Below are 26,152 nucleotides of genomic sequence, written 5' to 3' on the forward strand. Positions count from 1 at the left end.
TTGTTCTTCGCGCTGACCCTAAACAGCGCTGTAAGGGATAGAGCAGAAGGCGTGCCGCTTTTTAATTGTTGTTGTTATTCAATGGCTTGCGTATTTCACGCAGCAAAGTGCTATCGGCGCTGTTTCACGGATGAGACACCTGCCCGCCAGGTGCCCACCGCCGGCCACACCGTAAACGTTTCACCCAGCTGTATCAGCGCTGTAACAGCACACATGACAAAACCGTGAATCCGCGCTGCATGGGCGGTTCAGGGCAGGGAGGTGTTTCAAAAATGGACACTGCAGACGCAAGGGCGCCCGGTCCTGCAGGCAGGGCTCAGCCTTTCGGCGCTTTACGCGGGATGGAATTGAGTACGGGATTGCCGTCCTGGTTCTGGGTCAGGTAGACCGGCAGGACCTTGGGCAGCGAGGGGATGAGATTGTTGACTTCATTGATGTTGTAGATACCGCCGATGCGGATCGCGCCAGTGTTGGCATCGGCCAGCATCACCGCCTTGTTGAGGTAGCGGTTGATCAGCGGCAACGCGTCGGCCAACGCCAGGTTGTCGAGCACCAGCTTGCCCTGGCGCCAGGCCAGGGCCGTGTCATTGGCGTTGAACGCCTGGACCTGCGGTGTCGCGTCGCCCAGGCGATAACTGGCCTGCATGCCCGGCGTCAGCGGTACGCTGCCGTGCACCTGATCGCTGGCGATCTGTACCGAGCCTTCGAGTAGCATCACCCGCACCTGATCTTCGTACTTCCAGACGTTGAACTGCGTGCCGGTTACGCGTACCTGACCTTCGCCAGCGCGTACGATGAATGGATGGGTGCTGTCATGGCTGACCTTGAAAAACGCCTCGCCTTTTTTCAGGACGACCCGGCGCTGATCCTTGTAATTGCTGAAGACCAGCTCGGTGCCCAGGTTCAACTCCACCTGGCTGCCGTCACCCAAGGTCACTTGGCGCAAGCCGGTGGACGCCTCGAAGCGTTCGTAGGAACTCGGCAGCCAGCCGGCTTCCCAGCCGGTGAACGCCGCCACGGGCAGCGCCGCCAGGCAGATTGCCGCGGCTATCGCGTACTGGCGCAGACGCCTGCGGGGCTTGAACGGCACTACCGCTGCCAAGGCTTCGTTGCGCGGCAGGTGGTCGGCAACGTCCCAGATCTCCAGCATGGCCGCGTATTCAAAGGCGTGCAGCGGATCAGCATCGTGCCACTGTTCAAAAGCCTGACGCTCGGCGGGCGTGCAATCGTGCGCGTGCAAACGCATGCACCAATGCGCGGCGGCGTCGGTGATCGCGTCATATTCGGCTTCTGAAAGAGACTTTTCTGTCATTTAAACGTCCTGATTTCCCACATTCTAACCTCCCAGGCATGGGCCGAGAACTGCCATCATGGTGATTGCACGCCAATTGGAACTTATTCTCGTTTGTGGCTGCCTAAAAATCTCAGGACATTCTTACAATGGAGAACGAATATGCTGAAGAAAACCTTAGTCGCCCTGTGTGCAACCTCCGCGCTGCTCAGCGCTGGCGCCGCCTTGGCGGACAAGCCGGGGGCGGGCTGGATCCCGATTGAAAAGGCGATCGAAGTCGCCAAGACAAAGGCCGGTTATATCGAGGTCTATGCGGCCGAAGCCGATGACAATGGCTACTGGGAAGTCAAAGGCCGCAAATCCGATGGCACCGTCTATGAAGCGCGCATCGATGGCGCCTCCGGCAATATCCTGCGCGACCAGAAAGACTGACGCCCTCCAGGGGGCCGTTTCAGGCCCCCTCATCCAACTCGCGCCCCAAGTGACTGATCAGGTACGTCAGCGAATCGGCATTGGCCAGGATCGTATCGATACGCTTGTCCGCGTCACTCATGAAGATATGCCGCGCATCATCCAGCGTCTTCGCGCCGGTCAGTTTGAACACCCGGTCGCGCCCGTGCACCCCGCCAAATCGACCCAGGTCTTCCCAGCGTTGCGACAGACTGTCCCAGGTCTTGAATAACAGGCTCGCTGGCGTCAGCGTCGACAAGGCGGTGGTGCGCAAGTCCGACAGGTCGGTGTACAGCAACTGGCCGTGCAGGGTGCCGACGTTGATCAGGTCGTGGAACGGACGCATGCTGTCCAGGTAGGCCAGGTCTTCGGTGTTGCATTTGAAGTGCGAGATCTCATGCATGATGATCGTCGCGCGGGCGTGGGCAGAGATGTTGAATGGTGTTTTCAAGCGGTTCTCATACACGTCCATCTGCGGGTCGAAAAAGCGATCCAGCAGGTAGATTTTTTTCTGCACATCATCTGGCAGGGTGAATGCGTAGGTGTCCCGCGGGCTCCAGCGTGCGGTGCCGGTGACAAATCGACCTGAGTCGAGGTTGGTCAGGGTCGGGTCTACCAGCGCATCGAGTATCTCGTCCACGCGCTGCTCGATTTTTTGCAGTTGCGAGGGGCTGAAGCTCAGCACCCCGAACATCTCGGTCAGGAACAAGCCGACGCGCGAGCCCGGTTTAGGGGCCGTGGCGAACTGCACGATATTGCGCTTGCAGGTCACCGCGTAATACGTCGCGACGTTGAGGCCTTCGTTGATGCACTGGGCCTTCCACGGCGAGAGCGCGGTGATGGCCGGTAGCCCGACGGCCTCGATATTGATGGCATCGCGCTCAGCCGAACGGGTTTGCCTGCGGCCGATGTAACGCGACAACGTCGGGCCGAGGCGTGGATGGTGTTGGGATAGGTCGAACACCCATTCACCTCGTGCGTTGCGTTCGACATACGGGCCTATTTCTTCGTCGAGGACAATCCGCCAACGCGCGCCGGCTTTCGTCACCGGGTACACCTTGCCCGCCACTGGTACGTAGGTCCGCTTGCTCACAGGGTGCGAGTACGGTTGCTGCGGGGCGCGACGTTGCAGGTCTATCAGTGAAATATCGACATTTTCAAAGTGCCGCAATCGGGTGCGCAAAGGGTCGGTGATGTCCAGGGTCTCCAGGGTGGTTGCTGCGCCAGGGCCGGCTTCATCCGGCATCTCGGGCGCGGGGCCGGCGGGAGGATGGCGTGGCTTGAACGGCTGGTCGAGGCGACTGCGCAGTAAGGCCAGGGTCGCCACGCCCTGGATGAAGGGTCTCATGCCTTCGGCCCAGCGTTGGTTTTGCAAGCTTTCCGCTGACGCCTTGAACAGCTTGTAGCTGCGCCACACCGCAAGCGGGTACTGAAGCTTGCCGCTGATAAATTGCAGGGCCATGGGTATACCCTTGCCGAACAGGCTGGTGACAGCGTCCCAGGCACTCTTGCCGTTGGGGTCAAATTGGCTGCCAAGCATTCTTGCCAGCTGTTGCGTGTTGTCATCGAACAGCAGCGGCAGCAGGTTGCCGCGCACCGGCGACGAGGCCAGGCCCAGATCGCTGGAAGGGCTGCGCGCGTGCGCCTGCATCAAATGCCGATAGGTGGCGCGCTGGGGATCGTCCAGTTGGCGAATTACCCAGTCCTGCAAAGGTCCCGGACGGTTGAGTTGGTCGAGCAGGTCCTCCTCGCGGGGGAACTCTGTCAATGTCTGCGTCGGGCAGTAGGGGGCGTACAGCACCTGGGGCCCGGAGGCCCCGGTGTGTGGGCCGATCAGGTAAATGCCCCGGGCCCTGGCCGGCGTCGCGCCAGGCGTGGCCACCAGTTCCAGTGGCCGAATCATCGCGGTCACCCCGCTGACACTCGCCCGTGCTATGGCATCCGGCATATCAAAGACCTGTTGCACAAAGCTCCAGGCCGTCGCACTCAAGCGTTCTTCGAGTTTTTCTTCGTGGGCATGGCTCAACAGCTGCCACGGTAGCTGCTGGCAGAACAACGCTTTGCGCTTACGGGCATCTTCGGTGTCTGCGCTCAGGTGGGTATCGAGCAAGGCGCGGTAAGTCTTGGCGATGTCCAACTGGCGAATCAACTGCACCAGCGCCGCACCGTCCAGGGTCGGGGGCAGGGGTGTGCGGGTGCGCGAAAACGGTTTGAGCGTGTCGGCCAGCAGGTGTGGCAGGTGGCGTTGGGCAAAATCGGTGAGGCTCTGGCTATGGCCGTTGAGCATGACTCGCGTGGGGATCAGGATGTCATCCGGGTCCAGCCCGAAGCCGTCAAACCGAGCGTTGAGCAGGGCGCGCAAGGCGCTGGCGACGTGGTCGCGCAGGGGCGGCAGGGCGTGCAGGTAATCCCGGTCATCGGGGGCACTGAGGCGGTATTGCTCAAGCAGCTCGGCATGCCGCTGTTGCTCCTGGGCTGACGCCATGCCCAGCCAGACGGGCAATGCTTGTTGCAGAACCATCGCACGGGCGATGTCGGTGGCGCGGCCCAGGTTGGAAGGTGCTGCACGCAGCATTTGGTTGTCCAGGCAGTCCTGTAACTGTCGGGGCCCCAGCGGCGCGGCGAGCCAGTAGTCGATGGCGTTGAGGCTGTAATCGAGGTAGCTCTGCTGGCGATTTTCCAGGAAGTGTTCGTCGATACGTTGCAGCGGGCCGAGCTGGAAGGTTTGATGAGGCCAGCGCAGGCCGATCGGCAGGTTATCCAGCAGCATCAAACGGTCATCGGCGGTTGACAGGCGCACCGCGAGACTGTCGCGCAGGGCCTGCACCGATACGAACGCTTCATGTCCCAGTTGCGGGGTCCAGAGCACGGCTTGCCCCGAATGGTCCGGGTCCAGGCCACCGCGTTCCGTGAGTACAAAGCAGTTGGCCAGGGCGTGCGCACGCTCGTCGGTGCCGACCTTGAGGGTCAAGCCAAACGCATCCGGCAGAAAGCCCTTGAGGCCGTGCCGTTTGACGCGGGTCATGCTATCGGGGCGCAACACCGTGTCGACAATCGCCTGGCTCGCCGGGCTTAGGGTTTTGTTCAGCAGCCGCAGCTCGGCTTCACTGCGCAAGCCCAGCATCAGCGCGTCGTTCAAGGCATCTTGATGGCTTCGCAGGAACAGGCGCGGCAGCATGCGGATGTCGTGATTGCTGAACGGCGCCAGGGTCTGTTCGATCACCGCATTGAAGGTTGTACCGTTCAAGCTGTTCCAGCGGCTGGAGAAGCCGGCGCGGTGTTTGCCATAGAACCCTAACTGCGGCGTCTCTTCCACAGGTGGGGCTGCATGACTCAAGCGCTGGATAAAGTGATCGACCATGCTCACAGAGGTCAGGGGCTTGCGGTCTTCCTTTTGCCGGGCTTCGGTGGCGTAGGTGTTCACGTAGACGTCATCGGCGTGCAAGGCCAGCGAGCGCTCGTTCAACTCTTTGTCCAACGCCTGTGTCGCCAGCGTGCGTAACGTGGGGTGCTCGCGCCGGCGCATCGCCAGTGCCGCGTCGGCGGCGCGCAAAGTGAGCAACTGTTGTTTGGCACGTTCGGCTTGCACCGTGGAAGGGCGGCCGTTGTCGCTGGAGACAGGGTGTGCGCTCCAGCGTCCCTGCGCGTCCAGCGCCAGCAAGCGACTGTCGAGCATGTGGCGCAGGTCCAGCGCACAGTCGAGCAACGCTGCCAGGTCCACCGCCCCTTCACTGCGTCGATATACCGCGAGGGCGTGCTCCAGGTTGCTCAATTGTTTGGCGGCGATGTCCTGAACCATTTCGCCGAACACGTCTGCGAGTACCGGCACGCCGCTGATCTGCACTTGATCCATGCCGATGTACACGCTGCGTTCGTCCAGCGACAGAAAGTTGAGCAGTTCATCCTGATGCCCGGCGGCCTTGAGCATCTCGAGCAGCGTATCGTTGAGGTCGGCGAGGTCCTTGAGCAGCTGCAACCCGCGCGACTGGGTGTACAGGTAGGCGTGGGTGTCATTGATCAACAACGTGGCAGCCAGTTCCACGTAATGTTGATAAGGCGCGTGGATCTTCACCTTGTCGATGTTCAGGTGTGCGTGCCAGGCGCTGCGTGCAGCCTGGTCCGGAAGAAAGGTGGCGAGCAGTTGGTGGCTTTCCTCGGCCGACAGGATGCCGTTCTGGCGCTTGAGCAGCAGGTCGACGCGGAACTTGTCACTCATCACCTGGGCAAACAGCCCCAGCCGTGAGCGGCCGCCGCCGATGTCTTCATTCCACCACGTCAGCAACAGGCTGCTCAGCAGTTTGGACAGAATCCCGGCGGTTTGTTCGATCAGGCTTTCCCACTGCCGCTGATCGGCTGCCAGCTGCGCGGCGGTGAAGGCGTGAGTGTCATGCCGTGGGTTGGTGAATGTGCGCGTTTGGCTGCCGGGCCACGCCTGCTTGAGGTAGAACTGCAACAACACCTCACTCAAAGGGACAGAACTGGTCCACTGCGAAGCGTCTTGGTGGCGTGTGTTGACGCGTGTATCGCGCTGATCCAGGCCGGAGAAGTACGAGCGCGCCATGATGCCGAGCAGCGTATCGAGCATCCATGACAGGGTTGGCGTGGTGCGCAATTGCGCCAGCATGTCCTGCGCATTCTGATGCTGGCAGGCCTGCAGGGTATGCTCCTGATCCTGCATGACGGCGCCGTCGATGATCGAAGATGTCAGGGTGCAGGGCTGGTCTGGGGTGAATCTGGCACGCTGAGATATTGATAAAAAAATAATTAAATCAGTACGTTGGCTTTGTATATTGATGCGCTTGTTTAACTCTGTAAGTAGCTCGTCGCGGCTGTCGAATACCTCAATCCCGCCATAGGGCGTGTACAGCAATGCCTTCTGGCCATCGGGGCTGGGGCTCATGATGAATGCCCCAGCCAGTGGGAGCGCGGGCTGGTCCTTCATGCTGACCTGCAATTTCTCCACTTGCATGGGGTACTTGCGCAGTTCGGTGTTCTGGCGGGCGTGATCGGTGGCGTAGTACAGCGTGTGCAGCCAGTCGAGGTCGTTGAGTGTCAAACCCAGGGCTTGTTCGCGCTCGGTTGGCTGTTTCCTCCTGACTGGCTGCAGGAACTCGTTGAAAAAATAGGGTGGGGTTACGCGCGCCATCGTTTGCTCCGTGTCGGTCAGCGTCTGGAGCGGCAGGGTAGGAGCCTCGGCTTGGCATACGGCGGTAGATAACTGCTGCAAATCCCGATGGGTTATCAAACGGCGATTGACAGCCTGTGCTGTCGGCGTTGTTTAATCCCAGGCCTGGGTTTCCAGTCTTGTCGCCCCTTCCAATCATAAAATCGGAGCTACAGATGTCTGCGCAGTCCTCGCAACTTGGCAGTTCCCATGCTCGTATCCGCTTCACCGACCTGGTGGCACTGCTGCAACGCATTTTCGAACGCCATGGCACCTCGCCCCACGTGGCGGCCGTGCTGGCGCACAACTGCGCGATGGCCGAGCGCGACGGCGCGCACAGCCACGGCATTTTCCGTATCCCCGGCTACCTCAGTACCCTGGCCAGCGGCTGGGTGAACGGCAAGGCCGAGCCCGTCGTTACCGATGTGGCCTCGGGGTTTGTCAGGGTCGACGCCGGCAACGGGTTTGCCCAGCCGGCGCTGGAAGCGGCGAGGGCACTGCTGGTGGCGAAGGCCCGCAGTGCCGGGATCGCGTTGCTGGCGATTCATAACTCCCATCACTTTGCGGCCTTGTGGCCGGACGTCGAACCGTTCGCCGAAGAAGGCCTGGTGGCATTGAGCGTGGTCAACAGCATGACCTGCGTGGTGCCCCACGGCGCCGACCGTCCGCTGTTCGGCACCAACCCCATCGCCTTTGCCGCGCCGCGTGCCGACGGTCTGCCGATTGTGTTCGACCTGGCCACCAGTGCGATCGCCCATGGCGACGTGCAGATCGCCGCACGCAAGGGCGAACGCCTGCCGCCGGGCATGGGCGTGGATGGCCTTGGCCAGCCGACCCAGGACCCCAGAGCCATTCTTGAAGGCGGCGCCTTGCTGCCGTTCGGTGGCCACAAGGGCTCGGCGTTGTCGATGATGGTGGAGTTGCTCGCGGCAGCGTTGACCGGCGGCAATTTTTCCTTCGAGTTCGATTGGTCCGATCACCCCGGCGCACGTACGCCCTGGACCGGCCAACTGTTGATCGTGATCGACCCGAGCAAAACCAGCGGCCAGGCGTTCGCCGAGCGCAGCCAGGAACTGGTGCGGCAGATGCATGCGGCGGGGTTGCGGCGGTTGCCGGGGGATCGGCGCCATCGCACGCGGGCGAAGTCGCTGGAGCAGGGGATCGAGATCGAGGCGCAGCAATTGCACGAGTTGCAGGCGCTGGCCGAAGCGTGAAAGCGGGCTGCGCCAGTGGCGCAGCCCGGCGTACTCAGTTGCGGCGACCGAGCAACAGGCCGACCACCAGGCCAAAGCCTGCGGAAATGGCCACGGTCTGCCAAGGGTGGCCACCGATGTAGGTTTCGGTGGCATCGACCACCGGCTTGCTGCGTTCACGCACGCTGGACACCGAGTCCAGCGCCTGCTTGAGCTTGATGGCAACCTGCTCGCGCAGGGTTTCGCCTTCTTCGCCCACCAGGGATGCGCTGCTTTTGAGCAGTTTGTCCGATTCTTCGATCAGCGCGGTCAGTTCGCTGAAGGCTTGGTCCTTGATTTGGTCTTCGACGGCTTGGGCAGCGGTTTTGCGGGCCATTGTGTGACTCCTTGCGAGTGAATGTGACAGTGAACAATGGAGTATCGGGCGGCGGCAAAAGTTGCGTTTTTTTTGCCGCCGCCGGGTCTTGGGCAAAATCCGAATCAGGAAATTTGGACCTACAGTGTAAGATGTCGCCTATTTGTGCAGCAGGTATTTCAACATGAGCTTCAATCTGGCCAACAAGACCCTCGCCGAACGTGCCGAGCTGGAAGATGAAAAGTCGCGCCTCTACGACCTGTGGCAAACCAACCTGGGCAAGGCCAAGGGCGAAGCGGCGCGCTTGTTCGGCGAGCGTGCCAAGCGCAAGGGTAAATGGGCCGAGTGGGTCCGCGCCGAACTCGACGGCATGTCGCCGCCGGAGTTTTCCAACATGGTGCGCAGTGAGGTCAACAAGTTGATGGCAGCGGCTAAATAAAGCTCGCCACGATCGCTTCACGCACTTTCAGTAACATCGGATCCAGCTGTGCCTGGGTGCGCCAGCCCAGTTCCACCGGGTAGCGCGGCAACGCCAGCGGGCACGGCAGCATACGCAGGCCGCTCATCTGCGCGATGGCCTGCGCCGCATGCCCCGGAATGGTCGCTACCGCCTGGCTGCCCTTGAGCAGAAACGGCAGCGCGGCAAAGTGGCTGGTGGACGCACACACCTGGCGGCTCAAACCCTGGGCCGCCAAGCCCTCGTCGGTAATCCCGATAAACCCGCCGGATGACACCAGCACATGCTCGCGGCTGACGAACTCGTCCAGGCTGATGCCCGCCTGGTCCGAGTCCAGCAGGCAGCGGTAATCACCTTCTCCCAACACCTGGCGGCTCAGCCTGCCCTGGGCAAAGCCGCCCGCCGTGATCGCCAGGTCCAGGCTGCGGTCGAGTAGGGCGCCGGCGACGATCTGGCTGTGGGTCTGACGGAAAATCACCCGCAGTTTCGGCGCCCGTTGTGCGATGGCTTGTATCAGCCGGCGGCCGTAAGCGATTTCGAAGTCATCGGACAAACCCAGCACCACCGAGCGCCCCTGATATTGCTGGTTATCCGGGTTGACCATGGCCAGGCTTTGCCGGCAGCGTTCCAGGGCCTCGCTGATCAGCGGTTTCAGTTGATTGGCGCGCAAGGTCGGCGCCAACCCGCGGCCGGTGCGCACGAATAACTGATCCTCATACACCTCACGCAAGCGCCGCAGCCCGGCGCTGACGGCCGATTGCGTGACGCCCAGGCGCAATGCCGCACGGCTGGCGCTGGATTCGTCGTACAGGGCTTCGAAGGTTTTCAGTAGGTTCAGATCGACCTTGGCGATATTCATTTGGCTCATATCATTCAGCAGTGAACTGGGCTTTATTCATGATCGAGGCTGGCGGGAGAATGGGCAACCCCATTTTCCGGAGTGATCGTGATGCCTGTTTCGACTGTAGCTGCTTTGCAAATCGGTTCTTTGCCCGGCGGCAAGGCTGACACCCTTGCGCAAATCCTCGGTTACGAGGACGAGATCCAGCGCAGTGGCGCGCAACTGGTGGTGATGCCCGAGGCGTTGCTCGGTGGCTATCCCAAGGGCGAAAGCTTCGGCACGCAATTGGGCTACCGGCTGCCGGAGGGGCGCGAGGCCTTTGCGCGCTATTTTGCCAATGCCATCGACGTGCCCGGCGCCGAGACTGACGCGCTGGCGGGCTTGTCGGCGCGTACCGGCGCCAGCCTGGTCCTTGGTGTGATCGAGCGCAGTGGCAATACCCTGTATTGCACCGTGTTGTACTTCGAACCGGCAGGCGGTCTGGTGGCCAAGCACCGCAAGCTGATGCCCACCGGCACCGAGCGGCTGATCTGGGGCAAGGGCGATGGCTCGACGTTACCCGTGATCGACACGGCGGTCGGACGTGTTGGCGGTGCGGTGTGCTGGGAAAACATGATGCCGCTGCTGCGCACGGCGATGTACGCCAAGGGCGTGGAGGTGTGGTGCGCACCGACGGTGGACGAGCGTGAGATGTGGCAGGTCAGCATGCGTCATGTCGCCCATGAGGGACGCTGCTTTGTGGTCAGTGCGTGTCAGGTGCAGGCATCGCCCGAGGCGTTAGGTGTGCAGATCGCCAACTGGCCGGCGCAGCGGCCGTTGATTGCCGGTGGCAGCGTGATTGTCGGGCCGATGGGGGATGTGCTGGCAGGGCCATTGCTGGGCGAGGCGGGGTTGCTCACGGCGCAGATCGATACCGATGAGCTGGTGCGTGCGCGGTATGACTACGACGTGGTGGGGCACTATGCCCGCCCGGACGTGTTCGAGTTGGTCGTGGATGAACGGGCCAGGCCGGGGGTGCGCTTTATCACTGACTGACATGCACCCGCTGAAAACCTGTAGTGAGCGGGCTTGCCCTCGCTGGGGGGCGAAGCCGCCCCAAATCCAGACGCCTCGGTCTTTCTGATACACCGCGGCGGACCGTTTGGGGCGGCTTCGCCGCCCAGCGCGGGGCAAGCCCGCTCACTACAGGTCCAGGGTTCCGCGGTCAACGAAGCGCATGGTGCCAAACAGCCCGCCCGCCAGCTTGCCCCGCAGCACGTAGGGCAGGTTGTTCAAACTCTGGGTCTGGCTCAGGCCCAGGGTCTGGCGCAACACCGAGAACGCCGAAACACTCACCGGCACCTTCAGCACCGTCTCGGAAAAGCGTGGGATGCTTCCGGCCTGATCGCTCACTCCCGATGCCAACGGGTGGCCATTGACTTCCAGGTCCAGGGCCACGCCGTTGTAGTCGATCGCCGTTTCATTGGGGTTCTGCACCCGCAGCTTCACCAAGAACCGCACTTCCAGCTCCTGGCTTTGCAGCGGTTCGATGCCCACCACGTTGATGGTCACCGGGTCACGGTGCGGGAACAGCGCGCAGGCGCTCAAGGTCAGCAGCATTAGCGTTACAACCATGAGCTTGCGCATACAAAGGTGCTCCTATTTAGTGACGTCCGGGTCTTGCATCACCTTGAGGGTAGAGGACTCCGGATCAAATTCATCTTCTTCCAGCTCTATGAACTCTTCCGGCAAGAAAATGTTCAGCACGATTGCACAGAACGCACCCACGGTAATCGGCGATTCGAAGATGTTGTGCAGCGCCTTGGGCAGGTCGCGCAGCACTTCCGGTACGGCGGCGACGCCCAGGCCCATGCCGAGGGAGATCGCCACGATCAGCACGTTGCGGCGGTGCAGCCCGGCTTCGGCGAGGATCTTGATGCCGGCCACGGCCACAGTGCCAAACATGATCAGGGTGGCGCCGCCCAGAACCGGCTTGGGCATCAGCTGCAGCACCGCGCCGATCATCGGGAACAGCCCCAACAGCACCAGCAGGCCGGCGATAAAGTACGCCACGTAGCGGCTGGCCACGCCGGTCAACTGGATCACGCCGTTGTTCTGGGCAAAGGTCACCATTGGCAGGCTGTTGAAGGTCGCGGCCATCGCCGAGTTGAGACCGTCGGCCAGCAGGCCCGATTTGATGCGCTTGATGTACAGCGGGCCCTTGACCGGCTGTTGGGAAATCATCGAGTTGGCCGTCAGGTCGCCGGCCGCTTCCAACGGCGAAATCAGGAAGATCACCGCCACCGGGATAAACGCCACCCAGTCGAACGAGAAGCCGTATTTGAACGGCACCGGCACGCTGATCAACGGCACCTGGGGCAGCGCCGCCAGGTCCACGCGGCCCATCATCCAGGCCACCACGAAGCCCAGGGTCAGGCCGATGACGATGGAACCCAGGCGCAGGAACGGATTGCTGAAGCGGTTGAGGACCACAATGGTCAGCAGCACCAGTGCCGCCAGGCCCATGTTGCCGGCGGCGCCCAGGTCCGGGGCGCCAAAACCGCCGGCCATGTCGGTGACCGCCACCTTGATCAGCGACAACCCCATCAAGGTAATGATGGTGCCGGTGACCACCGGGGTGATCAATTTGCGCAGTTTGCCGATGAACTGGCTGAGCACCACTTCGATAAACGCCGCAAAAAAGCAGATGCCGAAGATTGTCGACAGAATCTCATCGGTGCCGCCGCCCCGGGCCTTGACCATGAACCCCGCACTGAGGATCACGCTGATAAACGAGAAACTGGTGCCTTGCAGGCACAGTAAGCCAGAGCCGATGGGGCCGAACTTGCGCGCCTGCACAAAGGTGCCGAGGCCCGACACGAACAACGCCATGCTCACGAGATAGGGCACTTCGCTTTCCAGGCCCAGTACGCCGCCGACAATCAGGGTGGGCGTGATGATCCCGACAAAACTCGCCAACACGTGCTGCAGTGCGGCAAAAATCGCGGCAGTGAAGTGCGGACGGTCTTCGAGGCCGTAGATCAGGTCGGATTTATAGCGGGGGCGCGGGGCTTGAGCGTCAGACAAAATGATGGCTCGGGTCAGAAAATGGAGGCGCAGGATGCCAGAAACTGCCCAACGCCAGAAGTGTAAAAAAATATTTATAAAGACCCTGCATAAAACGCGGTTGCTTGCCGATAACGTGGATAGGCCCACCTATCAATTACAACAGTGGTGACCAAGGTCTGAGCAGCGCGTTGTCGCTGACGGATCGTTTCGCGGCAGGGACGCGCGCAAACATTCCATCTGAGAGCATCCTCTATGTCACTTCGCCAACTGAACATTGCCCCTCGCGCGTTTCTCGGTTTCGCCTTTATTGCGTTGTTAGTGATCCTATTGGGGGTGTTCGCGGTCAACCGCATGACGCAGATCCGCCAGTCCTCGGTGGACATGAGCGCCAACCAACTGCCCAGCGTGACGTACCTGGGCAACATCACCGAAAACGTGTTGCGTTTGCGCATCCTGTCATTTCGCGTATTGGTCAACCGCGAGCCGGCCAGCCTGCAGGAAGCGGAAACCCGCATGGCGGCACTGGCCGACAAGGTAAAAACCGCCCAGGCGGGTTATGCGGCGCTGCCTGCCAGCGCAGATGAGGCCGCGCTGTACAAGACCTTTGTGACCACCCTGGACAACTACAGCAAGGCCCAGGCCGACATGCTGGCCTTGTCGCGACAGGGCCAGGTCGAGGAAATGCGCGCCCTGATCAACACGCGGATCAAGGAAGGCACCGACCAGATGGGCGAGCAGTTGAACAAGCTCATCGCGATGAACGCGGCGAATGCCAAGCAAGCCGACGCGGATGCCGGGCAGAGTTACCAAGGCGCAATCATGGGGGTGATTGTGGTCGCGGTCGCCGCCGCGCTGCTCACTGTACTGCTGGCCTGGCTATTGACCCGTAGCATCGTCACGCCGCTGCGCAAGGCTGTGGAAGTGGCCGAGACCATCGCCGCCGGCAATCTCAGCAAAACCATCGAGGACGATGGCAAGGACGAACCGGCCCGGCTGCTCAGCGCCCTGGCGACGATGCAGGCCAACCTGCGCCAGACCATCCAGCACATCGCCGGTTCGGCCACGCAGTTGGCGTCTGCCGCTGAAGAGCTGAGCGCGGTCACCGAAGAAGCCTCCAAAGGCCTGCAACAACAAAACAACGAAATCGATCAGGCCGCTACGGCGGTCAACGAGATGACGGCGGCCGTGGAGGAGGTGGCGCGTAATGCGGTGTCCACGTCCGAAGCATCCGGCCAGTCCAACCAGGCGGCGCGGGCAGGCCGCGACCGTGTGGTGGAAACCGTCGAGGCGATCCAGACCATGACCCACGACGTGCAAAACACGGCCGTATTGATCGAAGGCCTGGCGACCCAGGGCCGGGACATCGGCAAAGTGCTCGACGTGATCCGCGCCATTGCCGAGCAGACCAACCTGCTGGCGCTCAATGCCGCCATCGAGGCCGCCCGTGCCGGTGAGGCCGGACGCGGTTTTGCCGTAGTGGCGGACGAAGTGCGCGCCCTGGCCCATCGCACTGCGCAGTCGACCCAGGAAATTGAGAAGATGGTCGCCGGCATCCAGAACGGCACAGGTGAAGCGGTGCAATCGATGCAGCAAAGTAACCAGCGTACGCAAAACACCCTGGAAATGGCCCGCGCCGCCGGTGTGGCGCTGGAGCAGATTACCCAGTCCATCAGCCTGATCAACGAACGCAACCTGGTGATCGCCAGCGCTTCGGAAGAACAGGCGCAGGTGTCCCGTGAGGTGGACCGCAACCTGGTGAACATCCGCGACCTAGCAACCCAGTCGGCAGCGGGCGCCAACCAGACCAGCGCGGCCAGCCATGAGCTGTCGCGCCTGGCAGTGGATTTGAATGGGATGGTGGCCAGGTTCGTTATCTGACTTGGCGTGAAATGAGATCAATAAGGTGGGAGTGGGCTTGTGTGGGAGCGGGCTCCCACATGGGTTTTGTAGGGTGCGAGGGGTTACTGTCTCCAGGCGGCTGAGTTCACCAGATTTTTTGGCTTTTCACCCGCCAATGCCTGCAGCAGATTGTCCACTGCACACCTGGCCATCGCCTCCCGCGTCTCATGGGTCGCCGAGCCGATATGCGGGGTTGCCACCACATTGTTCAGGCGCAGCAACGGTGAGTCGTGACTCAGCGGCTCACGCTCAAACACATCCAACCCCGCCGCGCGAATCGTGCGTTGTTGCAACGCCTGCACCAGCGCCGCTTCGTCCACCACCTTGCCCCGCGAGATGTTGATAAAGATCGTGTCCGGGCCCATCAAGGCGAACTCCTCGGCGCCGATCAGCTTTTCGGTTTCAGCGGTGAGCGGCAATGTCAGGCAGACAAAGTCGGCTTGCTGCAACAGGTCCTGCAAGCTGCGGTACTGCGCGCCAAACCGTGCTTCCACCAGCGGCTTGGGCGAATGGCTGTGATAGAGCACTGGCATGCCAAAGCCGAAGTGCCCGCGCTGGGCCAAGGCTTCACCGATGCGACCCATGCCAATGATGCCCAGGGTCTTGCCGTGCACGTCGCTGCCAAAGTGCGCCGGGCCGATGTTCTTGTGCCACTGCCCGGCGCGCACCATGTCGGCCAGTTCGACCACGCGCCGGGCGGTGGCGAGGATCAGCGCGAAGCCGGTGTCGGCGGTGGTTTCGGTGAGCACGTCGGGGGTGTTGCTGAGCAGGATGCCGCGCGCGGTCAGGTAGTCGATGTCGTAGTTGTCGACCCCCACGGACACGCTCGCCACCGCTTCCAGTTGCGGCGCGAGGTCCAGCAGTTGCGCGTCCAGGCGCAGGCTGGCACCGAGCAGGCCGTGGGCGGTCGGCAGGGCGTCGCGCAGCTTGGCCAAGCCCGGTTCGTCGAGGGCGTCGATCAACGTGACCTCGGCCTGTTCATGCAGGCGCGCCATCAGCGGTGCGGAGAGTTTTTTGTACAGCACAACGGACTTTTTCATGCGGTCTTTACCTTCAAATCCAGGGTTGGCGCCGGCACGCGATCGCTGGCGCCGGGCTTGAGGAAAATCGTCAGCACCACCGACAGCAGCAACGCACCGCTCATCAGCAGGTACGAGGCACCGGGCGAGCCGGTGCTGCTATTGAGGTAACCCACCAGGTACGAACCGCCGAACGAACCAAGGGCGCCCATGCTGTTGATCAGCGCCATGGCGCCCCCGGCGACGTTGGCCGGCAGGATCTCCGGAACGATGGCGAAAAACGGCCCATACGGCGCGTACATGCAGGCCCCGGCGATCACTAGCAAGGTGTAGGACCACCAGAAATGTTCGGCGCCGAGCACGTAGGACGCGTAGAACGCGATGGACGCGATCAGCAGCGGCGGCCAGACGAAGCGTTTGCGTTTTTGCAGCTTGTCCGAGCCCCAGGACACCACGAGCATGCCAATCACCGCTGCCAGATAAGGCAGCGCCGACAGCCAGCCGGCCTCGACCATGTCCATCTGCAAACCGGCTTTGAGGATTGACGGCAGCCACAGCACAAAACCGTACACGCCAATGCTCCAGCAAAAGAACTGCAGCGCGAGGATGATCACCTTCGGCGAGCGGAACGCCTCGGCGTAATTCTTCACCGCCTTGATGCCCACCTGTTCGGCGGCGAGGGCGCTTTGCAGGCTGTGTTTTTCGCTGTCGCTCAGCCATTTCGCATCGTTTGGTCGCTCATCGGCCAGGCGCCACCAGATAAATGCCCACAACACGGCGGGCAGGCCTTCGATGATAAACATCCAGCGCCAGCTGAAATGCTGCACCAGGTAGCCCGACACCACCGACATCCACAGCATGGTCACCGGGTTGCCAAGGATCAGGAAGGTGTTGGCCCGCGAGCGTTCGGCACGGGTAAACCAGTGGCACAGGTACACCAGCATCGCCGGCATCACTGCCGCTTCGACCACGCCGAGGGTGAAGCGGATCACGATCAGCATGTAGGCGTTGGACACCACGCCGGTCAGGGTGGCCAGGCCGCCCCAGAGGATCAGGCTGACAAAAATCAGTTTTTTGACGCTGCGTTTTTGCGCATAGATCGCCCCTGGCACCTGGAAGAAAAAGTAGCCGAGGAAAAACAATGCACCCAGCAGCGAGGACATGCCCGGCGTGATCATCAGGTCTTCGGCCATCCCGGAGGCAGCGGCGAAGCCGTAGTTGGCGCGGTCCAGGTAGGCCAGGCTGTAGGTGATAAAAACGATGGGCATGATGTACCACCAACGGCGGGTGGCGAGTTTCACGGTTTCCATGGGGTTGCTCCTGAGCTTGTTGTAGTTGTGGCAACAGGTTGTGGGTCAAGCAACGGATTTGACGGTTAACTCTTCACGGGTGGGCAAACCCTCCATGTCACCGCGACTCTGTACGGCCCGGCTGCCGATCCAGTTGCCGCGCTGCACCGCCTCGGGGAAGCTGAGGTTTTCCAGCAGGGCGCTGATCATGCCGACGGCAAAACCATCGCCGGCGCCGACGGTGTCGACCACTTTTTCCACGGGTACGGCGGCGACAAAGCCCTGGTCCAGGTGGGTGCGGTAGTAGGCGCCGTCCGCACCGAGCTTGATCGCCACGGCTTCGGCACCCCGGTCGAGGTAGAACGCGGCGATGTCGGCCGGGTCGTCGAAACCGCTGAGCAGGCGGCCTTCGCCCAGGCCCGGCAAGACCCAGTCGGCCAGGCCGGCGAGGGCATTGATTTCACGGATCATCGTCTGCTGGTTGGGCCACAGCGACGGGCGCAGGTTGGGGTCGAACGACACGCTGCGCCCGGCTTTGCGCATCTGTGTCATCAACTCGACGGACAACTCGCGGGTGGCCTCGGACAACGCCGGCGGAATTCCCGTGGCGTGCAGATGGCGGGCGTTGAGCAAGCCAGGGCTCATCGCCGCGAGCGACAGGTGACTGGCCGCCGAGCCTTTGCGGAAATACTCCACCTGGGGATCGGCACCGGCTTCTTCGCGGGACTTGAACTGAAAGCCGGTCGGATGCAGGGGATCGACGGCCACGTGCCGGCAATCCAGCCCTTCGTGTTTCAACGTATCGACCACAAAGCGGCCAAGGCAATCGTTGCCCACCCGACTCAGCCACGCCACCTTGAAACCCAGGCGCGACAGACCGATGGCGACGTTGCTGTCGGCCCCGGCGATGCGTTTATGAAACTGCGCCACTTGGGCCAGGTCGCCGGTCTGCTCGGCGACAAACATCGCCATGGTTTCGCCAAAAGACAGAATATCGATCTCAGACATGGGCGTTCTCCACGCGAGGTTGGCCCAGCAGGGCGAGGGTGGCGACCTGGTGTGCGGTAACCGCGATCAGGTCGTCGCCTTGCAGCGGGAATTCCACTGCCCGGGCAATTCCTTGGGTCATGTGCTTGAGCAGTTGTTCCCACAGTTGCAGGTCGGTGGCGCCGGGTGGCAGGGCCACGAGTTTGCCGTCCGGGCGGCGCGCCACCGCTTTGCAGTGCAGGTAATCCACATGTCGCCCGAGCAGGCGCGCGGCAGTCAGGGCAGATTGGTCCTGCCACTGCCAGTTGCCGATATCGAAGGTCATCTTGACCGGCAGGCCGAGGCGTTCGACTTCGGTGAAAAAGCGTTGCATCGGCTCGATACGCCCGCCGTGCAGGGTCTGGTCGTTTTCCACCAGCAACTGCACCGGGTGGCGGCTGAGCAGGGCGTGCAGGCTTTCGAGGTCGTTGGTGTCGGTGAAGTAGCCGAGGGAGACTTTCAGCCAGCGCGCACCGAAGGCCTGGGCACGGTCGAGGGTGGCGGCGAGTTCGGCGTTGGGCTGGGCGCGGCCGGCGACCCACAGCTCCAGCGGCGATGAAAACACCGATTGCAAATCGTGTTGCGCCGCGGCTTGAGCCAACTCGGCGGGGTGTTCGTGCGTCAGTAATTCCTCACGCCATTCGATGCGTTGCGCACCGGCAGAGGCGAGCAATTCGACGAAACTCAATTGGCCTTGCTCACGGACCCGGTCGGCGCCGTAGCTGGAGAGGCTGATGGAAACGGGGTATTTATGCATTGTTGTTTACCTCTGAAACCGGTTTCATTTTTATTCACAAAACAAACTGCAGGAGCCGGCAAGCCGGCTCCTACGAGGGGCGGGTCGAGCCTCGAATGATGAGTTGGGGCAGGAAACCCAGGGTGCGCGTGGGATCGGTATCGCCGCGCAGGCGCTTGAGCAAGCAGTCGAATGCGCTGGCGCCGATGGCCTCGGTGGGTTGGGCGAGGGCAGTGATGCCGTTGCCGACCAAGGGATACCAGTCCAGGTCATCCAGGGCGATCAGGCCGACGTCGCCGAACAGGTCACAACCTAGTTGCTTGAGCGCACGGGTGCAGGCCAGCGCGGCAACACCGTTGGCACAAAACAGCGCTTTGGGGCCGGGCTTGGCGAGGAAGGTTTGCAGGTTGGCGTGCAGTTTTTCGTCCAGTTCCAGCACCGCGCCGTTCAAGTCGGGACGGGCCGCGATCTCGGCCTTGAAGCTTTCCAGTCGCTCCAGCCGCGAGCTGGTGCCGTCGGTGGCTTCACTCACCAGCAACAGATCGCGGTAACCCTGTTGTTGCAGGTGCTCAATGGCCATGCGCACCGCCGCCGGGTTGTCCAACCCGACCAGGTCGCTGTGCAACGGCGCGACCTTGCGGTCTACCAGCACCAGGGGCATTTCCCGTTGCAGTTCCAGCAATTGGTCAAGGTGATGGCCGAGGGTGTTCACGATCAGCCCTTCGATGTTGTACGAACGCAGCGCGGCCAGGTGTTGGCGCTCCTGCTCGTCATCGCGGTCGGTGTTGCACACCACCAGGCTGTAGCCGTGCTGGCGGCAGGCGGTTTCGACGCCATGCATCACGGCAATGGAATAGGGGTTGCGGATGTCGGCGACGAGCATGCCGATCAGGCGTGTGCGCCCACGTTTGAGGCCACGGGCCATCTGGTTGGGGCGGTAGCCGAGTTGCTCGATGGCTTGTTCGATACGCAACGCGATAGCGTCGGAGAGCAGGGCGCGGTCGTCGCCGATGAAGCGCGAGACACTGGCTTTGGAAACGCCGGCGTGTTGGGCCACATCTAGCATGGTCACGCGGCTGCGCTGAGCGGCGGAAAATGAAGTCACGGTTGCGCCTTTCTTATTCGATTTGGGATACGACTGAAACCGGTTTCAGAAAACACCAGTCCGCAGGCATCGTCAAGCAAATATTCGCCCAGCCCGCCAATGAAGTGGCGGGTGAAAACGACGAACGGAGTGTGAACCTGTTAGTTCTGACAGTAGTTGCAGACAGGTGAATGGAGTTCAATCGACCTCGTAAAACGTTTATTCGAATCGCCTGAGAGTCAGGCGTGTTTGTATTCTGGGAGGCCTTTATGAACACTGTAGGTTCTGGGCAGTCAAGTGCGAGTGGACCCTCGGGGCCGGCTGGGCCGCTCATTCTGGACGCAGCGGATTTCGTCGACGCGGAGTCGGATGGCTTGATACCCGCCCGATTTTACTTCGCGGACCTTGAGGTCGATCTTCCAACACCCTGGGCGTTTTTACCGACTCCGGGCCGCGACCAGTATGTGGTGTTCGAGTGGGCTGTGCGAGGTGCCCGACCTACTGATGCACCGCCTATTTTGTTGCCAAATCCGCTGACCCCTGCGGATTTTCCTCTGCGTGTGCAAATACCGCAGGCTTTTTTGTTGAGCAGCGCAATTGTTGATGTTCGGTATCGCGTGCATAACCGTACGCCGGACGGCCCGAGTTTTGATATTTCCAGCATCGTAACCATCCGAATCGATCGTGATGCACCAGGTAGCGGAGCGTTGCTACCTCCGGCCATTTATCCTAGAGACCCGATTACCACCTCCTATCTGGACGCCAATCCCCTGGTGCCCATGGAAATTCCAGATGGGTATCTGGACCGTGAGGTGGGCGACGTAGTGCTACTTTATTTTTCTGATATGAATCTGCTGCCAACCGGTGCTCCGACGCTTGTCTCCCCCCCGCTTAGCAGTGCCACTGGCCGGATATTCGTTGATGTGCCCCGCGAGGTTTTCCGCAGTTTTCCAGGGGCTTTGTTCCTCTTCTGTTTCTATCGTCTGATGGACCGCGCGGGCAATGTCAATCCGTTGTTCTCGCAGGTGGCCCGAGTAAGGCTAGAGACGGATCTTCCTGCGCCAATCTACACGCGGCCCAGTTTCCCTCAATCTGAGTCGCATCCAAATCGATATATGACCTGCAGTACTACGCCTGCGATTTGGTTTTATGTCGAAGTGTTCATTCCACCTGATCCAAACCTGCAGGATGGGGACCTGGTTACGTTGCGGTTCCAGGGTTATGGCCAATACCCTGATGTCAACCCGGACCCTTCTGTCGTTGAGACCTTGACGCATTTTTGGGACGGTGTTGCGGATGCCTTGGGGTACAACTTCAGGATTACAGACGTCGAGCGGGTGATCCGACCCTTGAAGAAAAATGCGGGCGGCGAGGCAAGCTATACGGTGTCCAGATTGGGCGTGCCGATGGGTCGTTCTGCTTCCCGGTTCGTGCAGTTCGATCGGGTTGTGCCGACCTCGCCAATACCACCAGATCCTATCTACTGCTGGCTTGGCGGTAATGGTCCTGAACCCTAGGCTCTGCTGTTCTCCCCCTTGAGCGCTTAAGCACTGGGCGCTCGAGGGGGGAGTGTGTAACGAATTTTTCACCAGCGTTGTTTGGCCGAAAGTCAGTCGGACGGAAGGGGCGTGCCCGGGTTTTGGTCTGCCGGTTGTAATGCTCTGGCGGGGCGCGGACCTGTTCTGACGGCTTAGGCGGAGATATGCGGTATCTACATCAACAGCAAGGAGAGTTTGAAATGAGCAGCAATCCGAATACCTCTGCACCTGCGCCGCTCGTCATCAATGCACCCACGATCGCCGAAGCACTGGATGATGCCACTGGTCTTATTCCGGCGATCGTTGCGCCGGTCGGGATAACCGTGGAACTGAGCACTGGGGGGATCTCACGGCCAACCGATTGGATGAGCATCGAAATTCGCGATGTCACGGCGACGCCGCCCACCTGGAGCACGCTGGTGGCGCCCTTCCAGATCAACACCAATCCAGTTCCAGCCATCATCAACCGGTTTGTTGCTGCGCCAGTGCCTGAATTTCGACACGGCTTTTATGAACTCAAAAACACTCAGTACCGTAACGCGGCGGGGGGGATCCCTGGACCTGCCTTTGACGAATCCAACCCCGGCGCATTCGGAGTCGATACCATTGCGCCGTATGCCGTAGCGACCTCGCGCGAACAACCGACAGTCCCGACGTTCAACAATGTGGCGCCGGGGGAGGTTATCGATAATGCGTTTCTGATCCGTGAAGGCGGTGTGGAAATTGGTATCCCTGCGAATACCTTTGGTCCGCAGCCAGGACGCTATGAAGCGGGAGATATGATTAACGTTTATTTCAGCCCGGTCATGGACCCCCGACCAGAGTATTTAGTAAGCGGTCCCGGCGTGCCGATGTTGCCAACCGGCGGCACCTTCTTCCTGTCAGCCGCGCAAATAGTGTTAAGCGGTTTGTACTATATTTTCTACACCATCACGGATCGGGCGGGGAATGTCAGTCGTCCATCTTTTGTTGATTTTCGGACCGTTTCCTTGTTGGCCGACCCCGTGCCGTTGGCGCCTGTACTTCCGCTTGCGCCTGACGATATTGGCGGTGCGGATGATTTGCTCGATATTCCAGATTTTCTGGCAGGCATTGAGCTGCATATTGAGGAGTACCTGAATTTTGCCACCGGGCTGGACCAGTTCGAATGGCAATGGCAGGCGCAACCCTTTGGCCCGCAATCCCCTCCGCTCGTTGACTTTGACGTAATCTTCGACAACATGAATGATGCGATCCGGGCCGCCTACACTGCGGCCCTGGGGCCGCAGACGGTGAGCGTGCGTTATCGGATCGAACGCAATGGCCTGTTTTTTCCATCTCCAGATAAACAAGTGCGCCTCGATTTGTCAGTAGAGGGGCCAGTGTTGCCGATTACGCTTCCGCCAGGCAGCGAAAATCCGGGGCTTGAGCTGGCTCGGGTGTTTGGCGCGGTCACGGCCACCGAGCTGAATACTTTGCGGATTGCCGACGCTGATCAGCCTGTAACCATCAGGATTGAGCTCTGGAATATTCCCGCTCTGCCTCATCCATTGAATGACATTTATCTGTTATGGGGTGTCACCAAAGAACGCGTGGGTCCTTTCAATATCGGAGCAACTGCCCCCGGCACCGACTTTGAATTCACCATTCCATGGGATGTAGTCGCCCGACACGGCAACGGCCCGCAACCTGTCAGCTACGTTGTTACCGGCCCCGGTACCACCAATGAGAACCCATCGGGTGTCACCACAGTCAACGTGATTGACGCCGTAACGGTGGTATTGCCGCCTGCACAGTTCTTGCGCCTTGATGGTCTGGGCGAATGGTCTTGTGCGTCGTTGCTGACCCGTATGCCCGGTTCGCCACCGGTTCTCTATGGGGAGTTGTTCATTCCAGGGGACCCGAGGCTGGTGGCAGGCAATACCGTGGATGTCACGATCACGATCACTAACGATTTCCCAGGGTTGCCAGCAGGGCCATTCATGCTTTCGATTACGACGCCACCATTGACTCCCGCACAGGTGACCAGTGGTTTTAACGTTGAAGTGACGTACCGACCCTTCCTGGCACAGGTGCCGTTCGGGCCTTGTGAGGTGACTTACTCCACGATCACATCGACGGGAGCAACCGGTCACGGTGAATTGGCCGATGTGTACACCGGCTTCTCCAACCCTGACTCTTTCTGCGATCGGGAGCCCTTTGTACCCACACCTTGAAATGCGTTGAAAACTGATAGCACAAAAGGGAAGCCCGGCTTCCCTTTTGTGCATCTTTCCGTTGCTGTTTCAGGCTCTTTGCTCGTTTCGCTATCGCTCAATTGATATGTAGCGCTGACTGTTCAGATTAATCCTACATCAAAGGGTACGTTCACTACGTAATCTCTGCGCCGCACAGGTAAGGCTCCATTCCTAGGGAACGAGTCATACCGTTTTAGAGGCTCTATCCCAGAGAGTGAACCACCATGTCTACGTTAGTTAATTTTGAACTCAAGCCACTGAACAAGATGATGAAACTTCCTGCGGTTGCTTTTTTAATGTTTGCCGCCTCTCAAACAACTGTTGAAGCCGGTCAATTGGTCGGTGAGTCAAAAGTTATTGATTCCAGTGAATTGAAGAATGATTGGCAATTGGATAAGAAATCCGATCTGACGCTTAACGGCGCACGGGCCGGTAATATCCTGGTCAACGATTCAGAACTTACTGTCAATGCGGGCAGCCAGGTCGATGACATTCGTGCAACCCAAGGCTCCACCGTCAGGATCAATGACGCTACGGTTGAATCCAACCACTCGACGTTTGGCGCCGTTCGCCTGGATGACAGTTCTGCTCTTATTCAAGGCAGCACCATCACCAGTAACACAACTGTTGGCCTGCAAGCTTTCCAGAATTTCAACTCGGAAAAAGGCGGTGTTGCTGAGGTCTATAACAGTACCATCCGTGGTCTTCTTGGCGGCGCCATGGCGTATGGGAACAGTGAATTGCACTTCAAGCAGAACACGTTGGTGGAAGGTACGGGCGCCGACAGCTACGGCGTATTGCTTGACGGCGCGACGGCCACGGCCAGCCAAAGTACCATCGTGGGTGGCAAGAATGGCGTGGTATTCAGCAATGATTTCGGTAAAGGTGATATCGGCAAACTGGCGCTGGACAACTCCCATGTCGAAGGTCGTACGGGTTCTGCCCTTGTCGTCAATGGTTATCCTGGCGAGGCTATGAACGTTGAGATCGACGTGCGCAACGGCTCGACCCTGACCGGTGGCAACGGTACGTTGCTGGAAGTCAACGGTGGTGCAACGGCCAGCATGAACGTCGATCACAGTCGCTTGAACGGCAACGTGATTGTCGAGAATGGCAGCACTGCGCACTTGAACCTGCAGAACAATGCGGGTCTCACTGGCCAACTGAAGAATGTCACCAGCCTGAACGTTGGCGACGCGTCGTTCTGGGAGTTGACCGGCGACAGCCAGGTCGGCGCCTTGAGCCTGGCGGGTGGTACGGTGAAATTTGGCGACACCAACGCCTTCTATCAATTGGACCTGGACAGCCTGGAAGGCAATGGCACCTTTGTCATGGGCACTGATTTTGCCCGTGGCGTTACGGATTTCCTGAACATCGAAGGCGAGGCCAAGGGCAACCACAGCCTGTTGCTCGCAGCCAGCGGTGCAGAACCGGTGAAGCCTGAAGAGATCCGCGTGGTACACACCGGAGGTGGTGACGCCAACTTCTCCCTGGTGGGCGACGTGGTCGACGTAGGTGCTTATTCCTACGGGCTGAAGAAGGAAGGCACCGATTGGTTCCTTGACCCAAATAATCGTGTGATCAGCCCTGGTACTCGCTCGGTGCTGGCGCTGTTCAACACCGCACCGACCGTGTGGTATGGCGAGGCCACTTCACTGCGTACGCGTATGGGTGAATTGCGATTTGAGCCAGGTCAGGCGGGTGTTTGGATTCGTGGTTATGGCAATAAATACAAAGTGGCCGAGAGCACGGGCGTGGGCTACGACCAAACCCAGCAGGGCTTTACTCTGGGTGCCGACACGCCGCTGGCCGATAGCCAGTGGTTGGTAGGTGTGATGGCTGGCCACAGTTCGTCCGACCTGAACCTCAAACGCGGCACTTCCGGTAACGTGAAGAGCTACTACCTGGGGGCATATGCCACCTGGCTGGATGATGAAAGCGGCCTGTATTTCGACGCAGTTGCCAAGGTCAACCGCTTCCACAACGAGTCCAAGGTCGGTTTGAGCGACGGCACCTCGTCCAAGGGCAAGTACAACAACACCGGTGGTGGTTTGTCGGCCGAGTTCGGTCGCAACATCAAGCTGGATGATGGCTTCTTTGTCGAGCCGTATGCCCAAGTGTCGACCGTGGTGATCCAGGGCGCCAACTACAACTTGGATAATGGCCTCAAAGCCGAGGGCGAGCGTACTCGCTCAATCATGGCCAAGGCCGGTGCAACGGTTGGGCGTGATATTCAACTCGACAGTGGCAGCGTGGTCCAGCCTTACTTGCGCGCGGCGATGGTGCACGAGTTTGCCAACAACAATAAGGTGTCGGTGAACAATAATGTGTTCAACAACGACCTGTCAGGTTCGCGTGCTGAGTTCGGTGCGGGTGTTGCGGTGAAGCTGTCGAAGAACCTGCAACTGCATGCCGATCTTGAACACAGCAGCGGCGGCAAGGTCGAGCAGCCTTGGGGTGCCAACGTAGGCGTACGTTATATGTGGTAAGCGCCGGTCAATGAAAAACGCCCGTATCGCAAGATACGGGCGTTTTTTTGTGCCCGC

Annotated in this window: 18 protein-coding genes and 1 pseudogene; 8 read left to right on the forward strand and 11 right to left on the reverse strand. The window is 60.4% G+C overall.

What is annotated here, in order from left to right:
* Positions 1 to 316 precede the first annotated feature (316 nt).
* Positions 317 to 1,312, reverse strand: a complete 996-nt coding sequence (locus tag PSH81_RS11575; protein ID WP_305392564.1) for a FecR family protein — start codon at positions 1,310 to 1,312, stop codon at positions 317 to 319.
* Positions 1,313 to 1,453: 141 nt separating this feature from the next.
* Here PSH81_RS11575 and PSH81_RS11580 point away from each other — a divergent pair, with 141 nt between their 5' ends.
* On the forward strand, positions 1,454 to 1,723 hold the full coding sequence (locus PSH81_RS11580) for a PepSY domain-containing protein (RefSeq protein WP_192299655.1): 270 nt from the start codon (positions 1,454 to 1,456) through the stop codon (positions 1,721 to 1,723).
* A gap of 19 nt (positions 1,724 to 1,742) precedes the next feature.
* On the opposite strand, the gene PSH81_RS11585 is transcribed toward PSH81_RS11580, so the two are convergent.
* Positions 1,743 to 6,887, reverse strand: a complete 5,145-nt coding sequence (locus PSH81_RS11585) for a dermonecrotic toxin domain-containing protein (RefSeq protein ID WP_305392565.1) — start codon at positions 6,885 to 6,887, stop codon at positions 1,743 to 1,745.
* A gap of 194 nt (positions 6,888 to 7,081) precedes the next feature.
* Here PSH81_RS11585 and PSH81_RS11590 point away from each other — a divergent pair, with 194 nt between their 5' ends.
* Positions 7,082 to 8,119 (forward strand): Ldh family oxidoreductase, encoded by a 1,038-nt coding sequence (locus PSH81_RS11590; RefSeq protein WP_192299653.1) that lies wholly within the window; start codon positions 7,082 to 7,084, stop codon positions 8,117 to 8,119.
* Between the two features lie 34 nt (positions 8,120 to 8,153).
* On the opposite strand, the gene PSH81_RS11595 is transcribed toward PSH81_RS11590, so the two are convergent.
* Entirely contained in the window at positions 8,154 to 8,474 is a 321-nt protein-coding gene (locus PSH81_RS11595) for a YqjD family protein (protein ID WP_095015928.1), read from the reverse strand.
* Between the two features lie 163 nt (positions 8,475 to 8,637).
* Here PSH81_RS11595 and PSH81_RS11600 point away from each other — a divergent pair, with 163 nt between their 5' ends.
* A complete protein-coding gene (locus tag PSH81_RS11600) occupies positions 8,638 to 8,892 on the forward strand; it encodes a hypothetical protein (RefSeq protein ID WP_003190904.1) in 255 nt (84 codons plus the stop codon).
* Here PSH81_RS11600 and PSH81_RS11605 read toward each other — a convergent pair.
* The gene (locus tag PSH81_RS11605) at positions 8,885 to 9,778 is read right to left on the reverse strand and encodes a LysR family transcriptional regulator (protein WP_192299652.1); all 894 of its coding nucleotides are present in this window, start codon (positions 9,776 to 9,778) and stop codon (positions 8,885 to 8,887) included. The genes PSH81_RS11600 and PSH81_RS11605 overlap by 8 nt on opposite strands.
* Positions 9,779 to 9,859: 81 nt before the next feature.
* On the opposite strand from PSH81_RS11605, the gene PSH81_RS11610 reads away from it, so the two are divergent.
* Positions 9,860 to 10,786 carry a carbon-nitrogen hydrolase family protein gene (locus PSH81_RS11610; protein ID WP_192299651.1) on the forward strand — a complete coding sequence of 309 codons (927 nt, stop codon included), beginning with the start codon at positions 9,860 to 9,862 and terminating at the stop codon, positions 10,784 to 10,786.
* A 147-nt stretch (positions 10,787 to 10,933) separates the two neighbouring features.
* On the opposite strand, the gene PSH81_RS11615 is transcribed toward PSH81_RS11610, so the two are convergent.
* Both PSH81_RS11615 and PSH81_RS11620 read right to left on the reverse strand, forming a co-directional pair.
* Entirely contained in the window at positions 10,934 to 11,377 is a 444-nt protein-coding gene (locus tag PSH81_RS11615) for an LEA type 2 family protein (protein WP_192299650.1), read from the reverse strand.
* Positions 11,378 to 11,389: 12 nt separating this feature from the next.
* Positions 11,390 to 12,817, reverse strand: a complete 1,428-nt coding sequence (locus PSH81_RS11620; protein WP_305392566.1) for a nucleobase:cation symporter-2 family protein — start codon at positions 12,815 to 12,817, stop codon at positions 11,390 to 11,392.
* 234 nt (positions 12,818 to 13,051) lie between these two features.
* On the opposite strand from PSH81_RS11620, the gene PSH81_RS11625 reads away from it, so the two are divergent.
* Positions 13,052 to 14,677 (forward strand): methyl-accepting chemotaxis protein, encoded by a 1,626-nt coding sequence (locus PSH81_RS11625; RefSeq protein WP_226457143.1) that lies wholly within the window; start codon positions 13,052 to 13,054, stop codon positions 14,675 to 14,677.
* An 83-nt stretch (positions 14,678 to 14,760) separates the two neighbouring features.
* On the opposite strand, the gene PSH81_RS11630 is transcribed toward PSH81_RS11625, so the two are convergent.
* The 5 genes and pseudogenes from PSH81_RS11630 to PSH81_RS11650 form a co-directional block, all read right to left on the reverse strand.
* Entirely contained in the window at positions 14,761 to 15,738 is a 978-nt protein-coding gene (locus tag PSH81_RS11630) for a D-glycerate dehydrogenase (RefSeq protein ID WP_305392567.1), read from the reverse strand.
* Positions 15,735 to 17,027, reverse strand: a complete 1,293-nt coding sequence (locus PSH81_RS11635; RefSeq protein ID WP_226457141.1) for an MFS transporter — start codon at positions 17,025 to 17,027, stop codon at positions 15,735 to 15,737. Before PSH81_RS11635 ends, PSH81_RS11630 begins: the two co-directional genes overlap by 4 nt.
* Before the next feature lie 45 nt (positions 17,028 to 17,072).
* Positions 17,073 to 18,014: a sugar kinase gene (locus PSH81_RS11640; RefSeq protein WP_226457140.1), complete on the reverse strand. Its 942-nt coding sequence runs from the start codon at positions 18,012 to 18,014 to the stop codon at positions 17,073 to 17,075.
* Entirely contained in the window at positions 18,007 to 18,789 is a 783-nt protein-coding gene (locus tag PSH81_RS11645; RefSeq protein ID WP_226457139.1) for a sugar phosphate isomerase/epimerase, read from the reverse strand. The genes PSH81_RS11640 and PSH81_RS11645 overlap by 8 nt, the downstream gene beginning before the upstream one ends.
* A 44-nt stretch (positions 18,790 to 18,833) precedes the next feature.
* Positions 18,834 to 19,873 (reverse strand): annotated as a pseudogene (locus tag PSH81_RS11650) (LacI family DNA-binding transcriptional regulator); the annotation flags it as partial.
* A gap of 248 nt (positions 19,874 to 20,121) precedes the next feature.
* On the opposite strand from PSH81_RS11650, the gene PSH81_RS11655 reads away from it, so the two are divergent.
* The 3 genes from PSH81_RS11655 (at position 20,122) to PSH81_RS11665 (ending at position 26,095) form a co-directional block, all read left to right on the forward strand.
* Positions 20,122 to 21,369, forward strand: coding sequence for a hypothetical protein (locus tag PSH81_RS11655; protein WP_305392568.1), 1,248 nt, complete (start codon positions 20,122 to 20,124; stop codon positions 21,367 to 21,369).
* 221 nt (positions 21,370 to 21,590) lie between these two features.
* Complete coding sequence (locus PSH81_RS11660; RefSeq protein ID WP_305392569.1) at positions 21,591 to 23,585, forward strand: hypothetical protein; 1,995 nt, start codon at positions 21,591 to 21,593, stop codon at positions 23,583 to 23,585.
* Positions 23,586 to 23,830: 245 nt separating this feature from the next.
* Positions 23,831 to 26,095, forward strand: coding sequence for an autotransporter outer membrane beta-barrel domain-containing protein (locus PSH81_RS11665; RefSeq protein WP_226457136.1), 2,265 nt, complete (start codon positions 23,831 to 23,833; stop codon positions 26,093 to 26,095).
* The last annotated feature ends 57 nt before the right edge of the window (positions 26,096 to 26,152 follow it).

Origin of the sequence: Pseudomonas sp. FP2335, from assembly GCF_030687535.1 — a bacterium.
Lineage (GTDB): Bacteria > Pseudomonadota > Gammaproteobacteria > Pseudomonadales > Pseudomonadaceae > Aquipseudomonas.

What these genes read in the sequence shown, in the direction of transcription:
- PSH81_RS11655 (WP_305392568.1), top strand. Translation starts at nt 20,122, where the DNA reads ATGAACACTGTAGGTTCTGGGCAGTCAAGTGCGAGTGGACCCTCGGGG.
- PSH81_RS11580 (WP_192299655.1), top strand. Translation starts at nt 1,454, where the DNA reads ATGCTGAAGAAAACCTTAGTCGCCCTGTGTGCAACCTCCGCGCTGCTC.
- PSH81_RS11590 (WP_192299653.1), top strand. Translation starts at nt 7,082, where the DNA reads ATGTCTGCGCAGTCCTCGCAACTTGGCAGTTCCCATGCTCGTATCCGC.
- PSH81_RS11600 (WP_003190904.1), top strand. Translation starts at nt 8,638, where the DNA reads ATGAGCTTCAATCTGGCCAACAAGACCCTCGCCGAACGTGCCGAGCTG.
- PSH81_RS11635 (WP_226457141.1), bottom strand. Translation starts at nt 17,027, where the DNA reads ATGGAAACCGTGAAACTCGCCACCCGCCGTTGGTGGTACATCATGCCC.
- PSH81_RS11640 (WP_226457140.1), bottom strand. Translation starts at nt 18,014, where the DNA reads ATGTCTGAGATCGATATTCTGTCTTTTGGCGAAACCATGGCGATGTTT.
- PSH81_RS11625 (WP_226457143.1), top strand. Translation starts at nt 13,052, where the DNA reads ATGTCACTTCGCCAACTGAACATTGCCCCTCGCGCGTTTCTCGGTTTC.
- PSH81_RS11665 (WP_226457136.1), top strand. Translation starts at nt 23,831, where the DNA reads ATGTCTACGTTAGTTAATTTTGAACTCAAGCCACTGAACAAGATGATG.
- PSH81_RS11575 (WP_305392564.1), bottom strand. Translation starts at nt 1,312, where the DNA reads ATGACAGAAAAGTCTCTTTCAGAAGCCGAATATGACGCGATCACCGAC.
- PSH81_RS11645 (WP_226457139.1), bottom strand. Translation starts at nt 18,789, where the DNA reads ATGCATAAATACCCCGTTTCCATCAGCCTCTCCAGCTACGGCGCCGAC.
- PSH81_RS11585 (WP_305392565.1), bottom strand. Translation starts at nt 6,887, where the DNA reads ATGGCGCGCGTAACCCCACCCTATTTTTTCAACGAGTTCCTGCAGCCA.
- PSH81_RS11610 (WP_192299651.1), top strand. Translation starts at nt 9,860, where the DNA reads ATGCCTGTTTCGACTGTAGCTGCTTTGCAAATCGGTTCTTTGCCCGGC.
- PSH81_RS11595 (WP_095015928.1), bottom strand. Translation starts at nt 8,474, where the DNA reads ATGGCCCGCAAAACCGCTGCCCAAGCCGTCGAAGACCAAATCAAGGAC.
- PSH81_RS11630 (WP_305392567.1), bottom strand. Translation starts at nt 15,738, where the DNA reads ATGAAAAAGTCCGTTGTGCTGTACAAAAAACTCTCCGCACCGCTGATG.
- PSH81_RS11615 (WP_192299650.1), bottom strand. Translation starts at nt 11,377, where the DNA reads ATGCGCAAGCTCATGGTTGTAACGCTAATGCTGCTGACCTTGAGCGCC.
- PSH81_RS11605 (WP_192299652.1), bottom strand. Translation starts at nt 9,778, where the DNA reads ATGAGCCAAATGAATATCGCCAAGGTCGATCTGAACCTACTGAAAACC.
- PSH81_RS11660 (WP_305392569.1), top strand. Translation starts at nt 21,591, where the DNA reads ATGAGCAGCAATCCGAATACCTCTGCACCTGCGCCGCTCGTCATCAAT.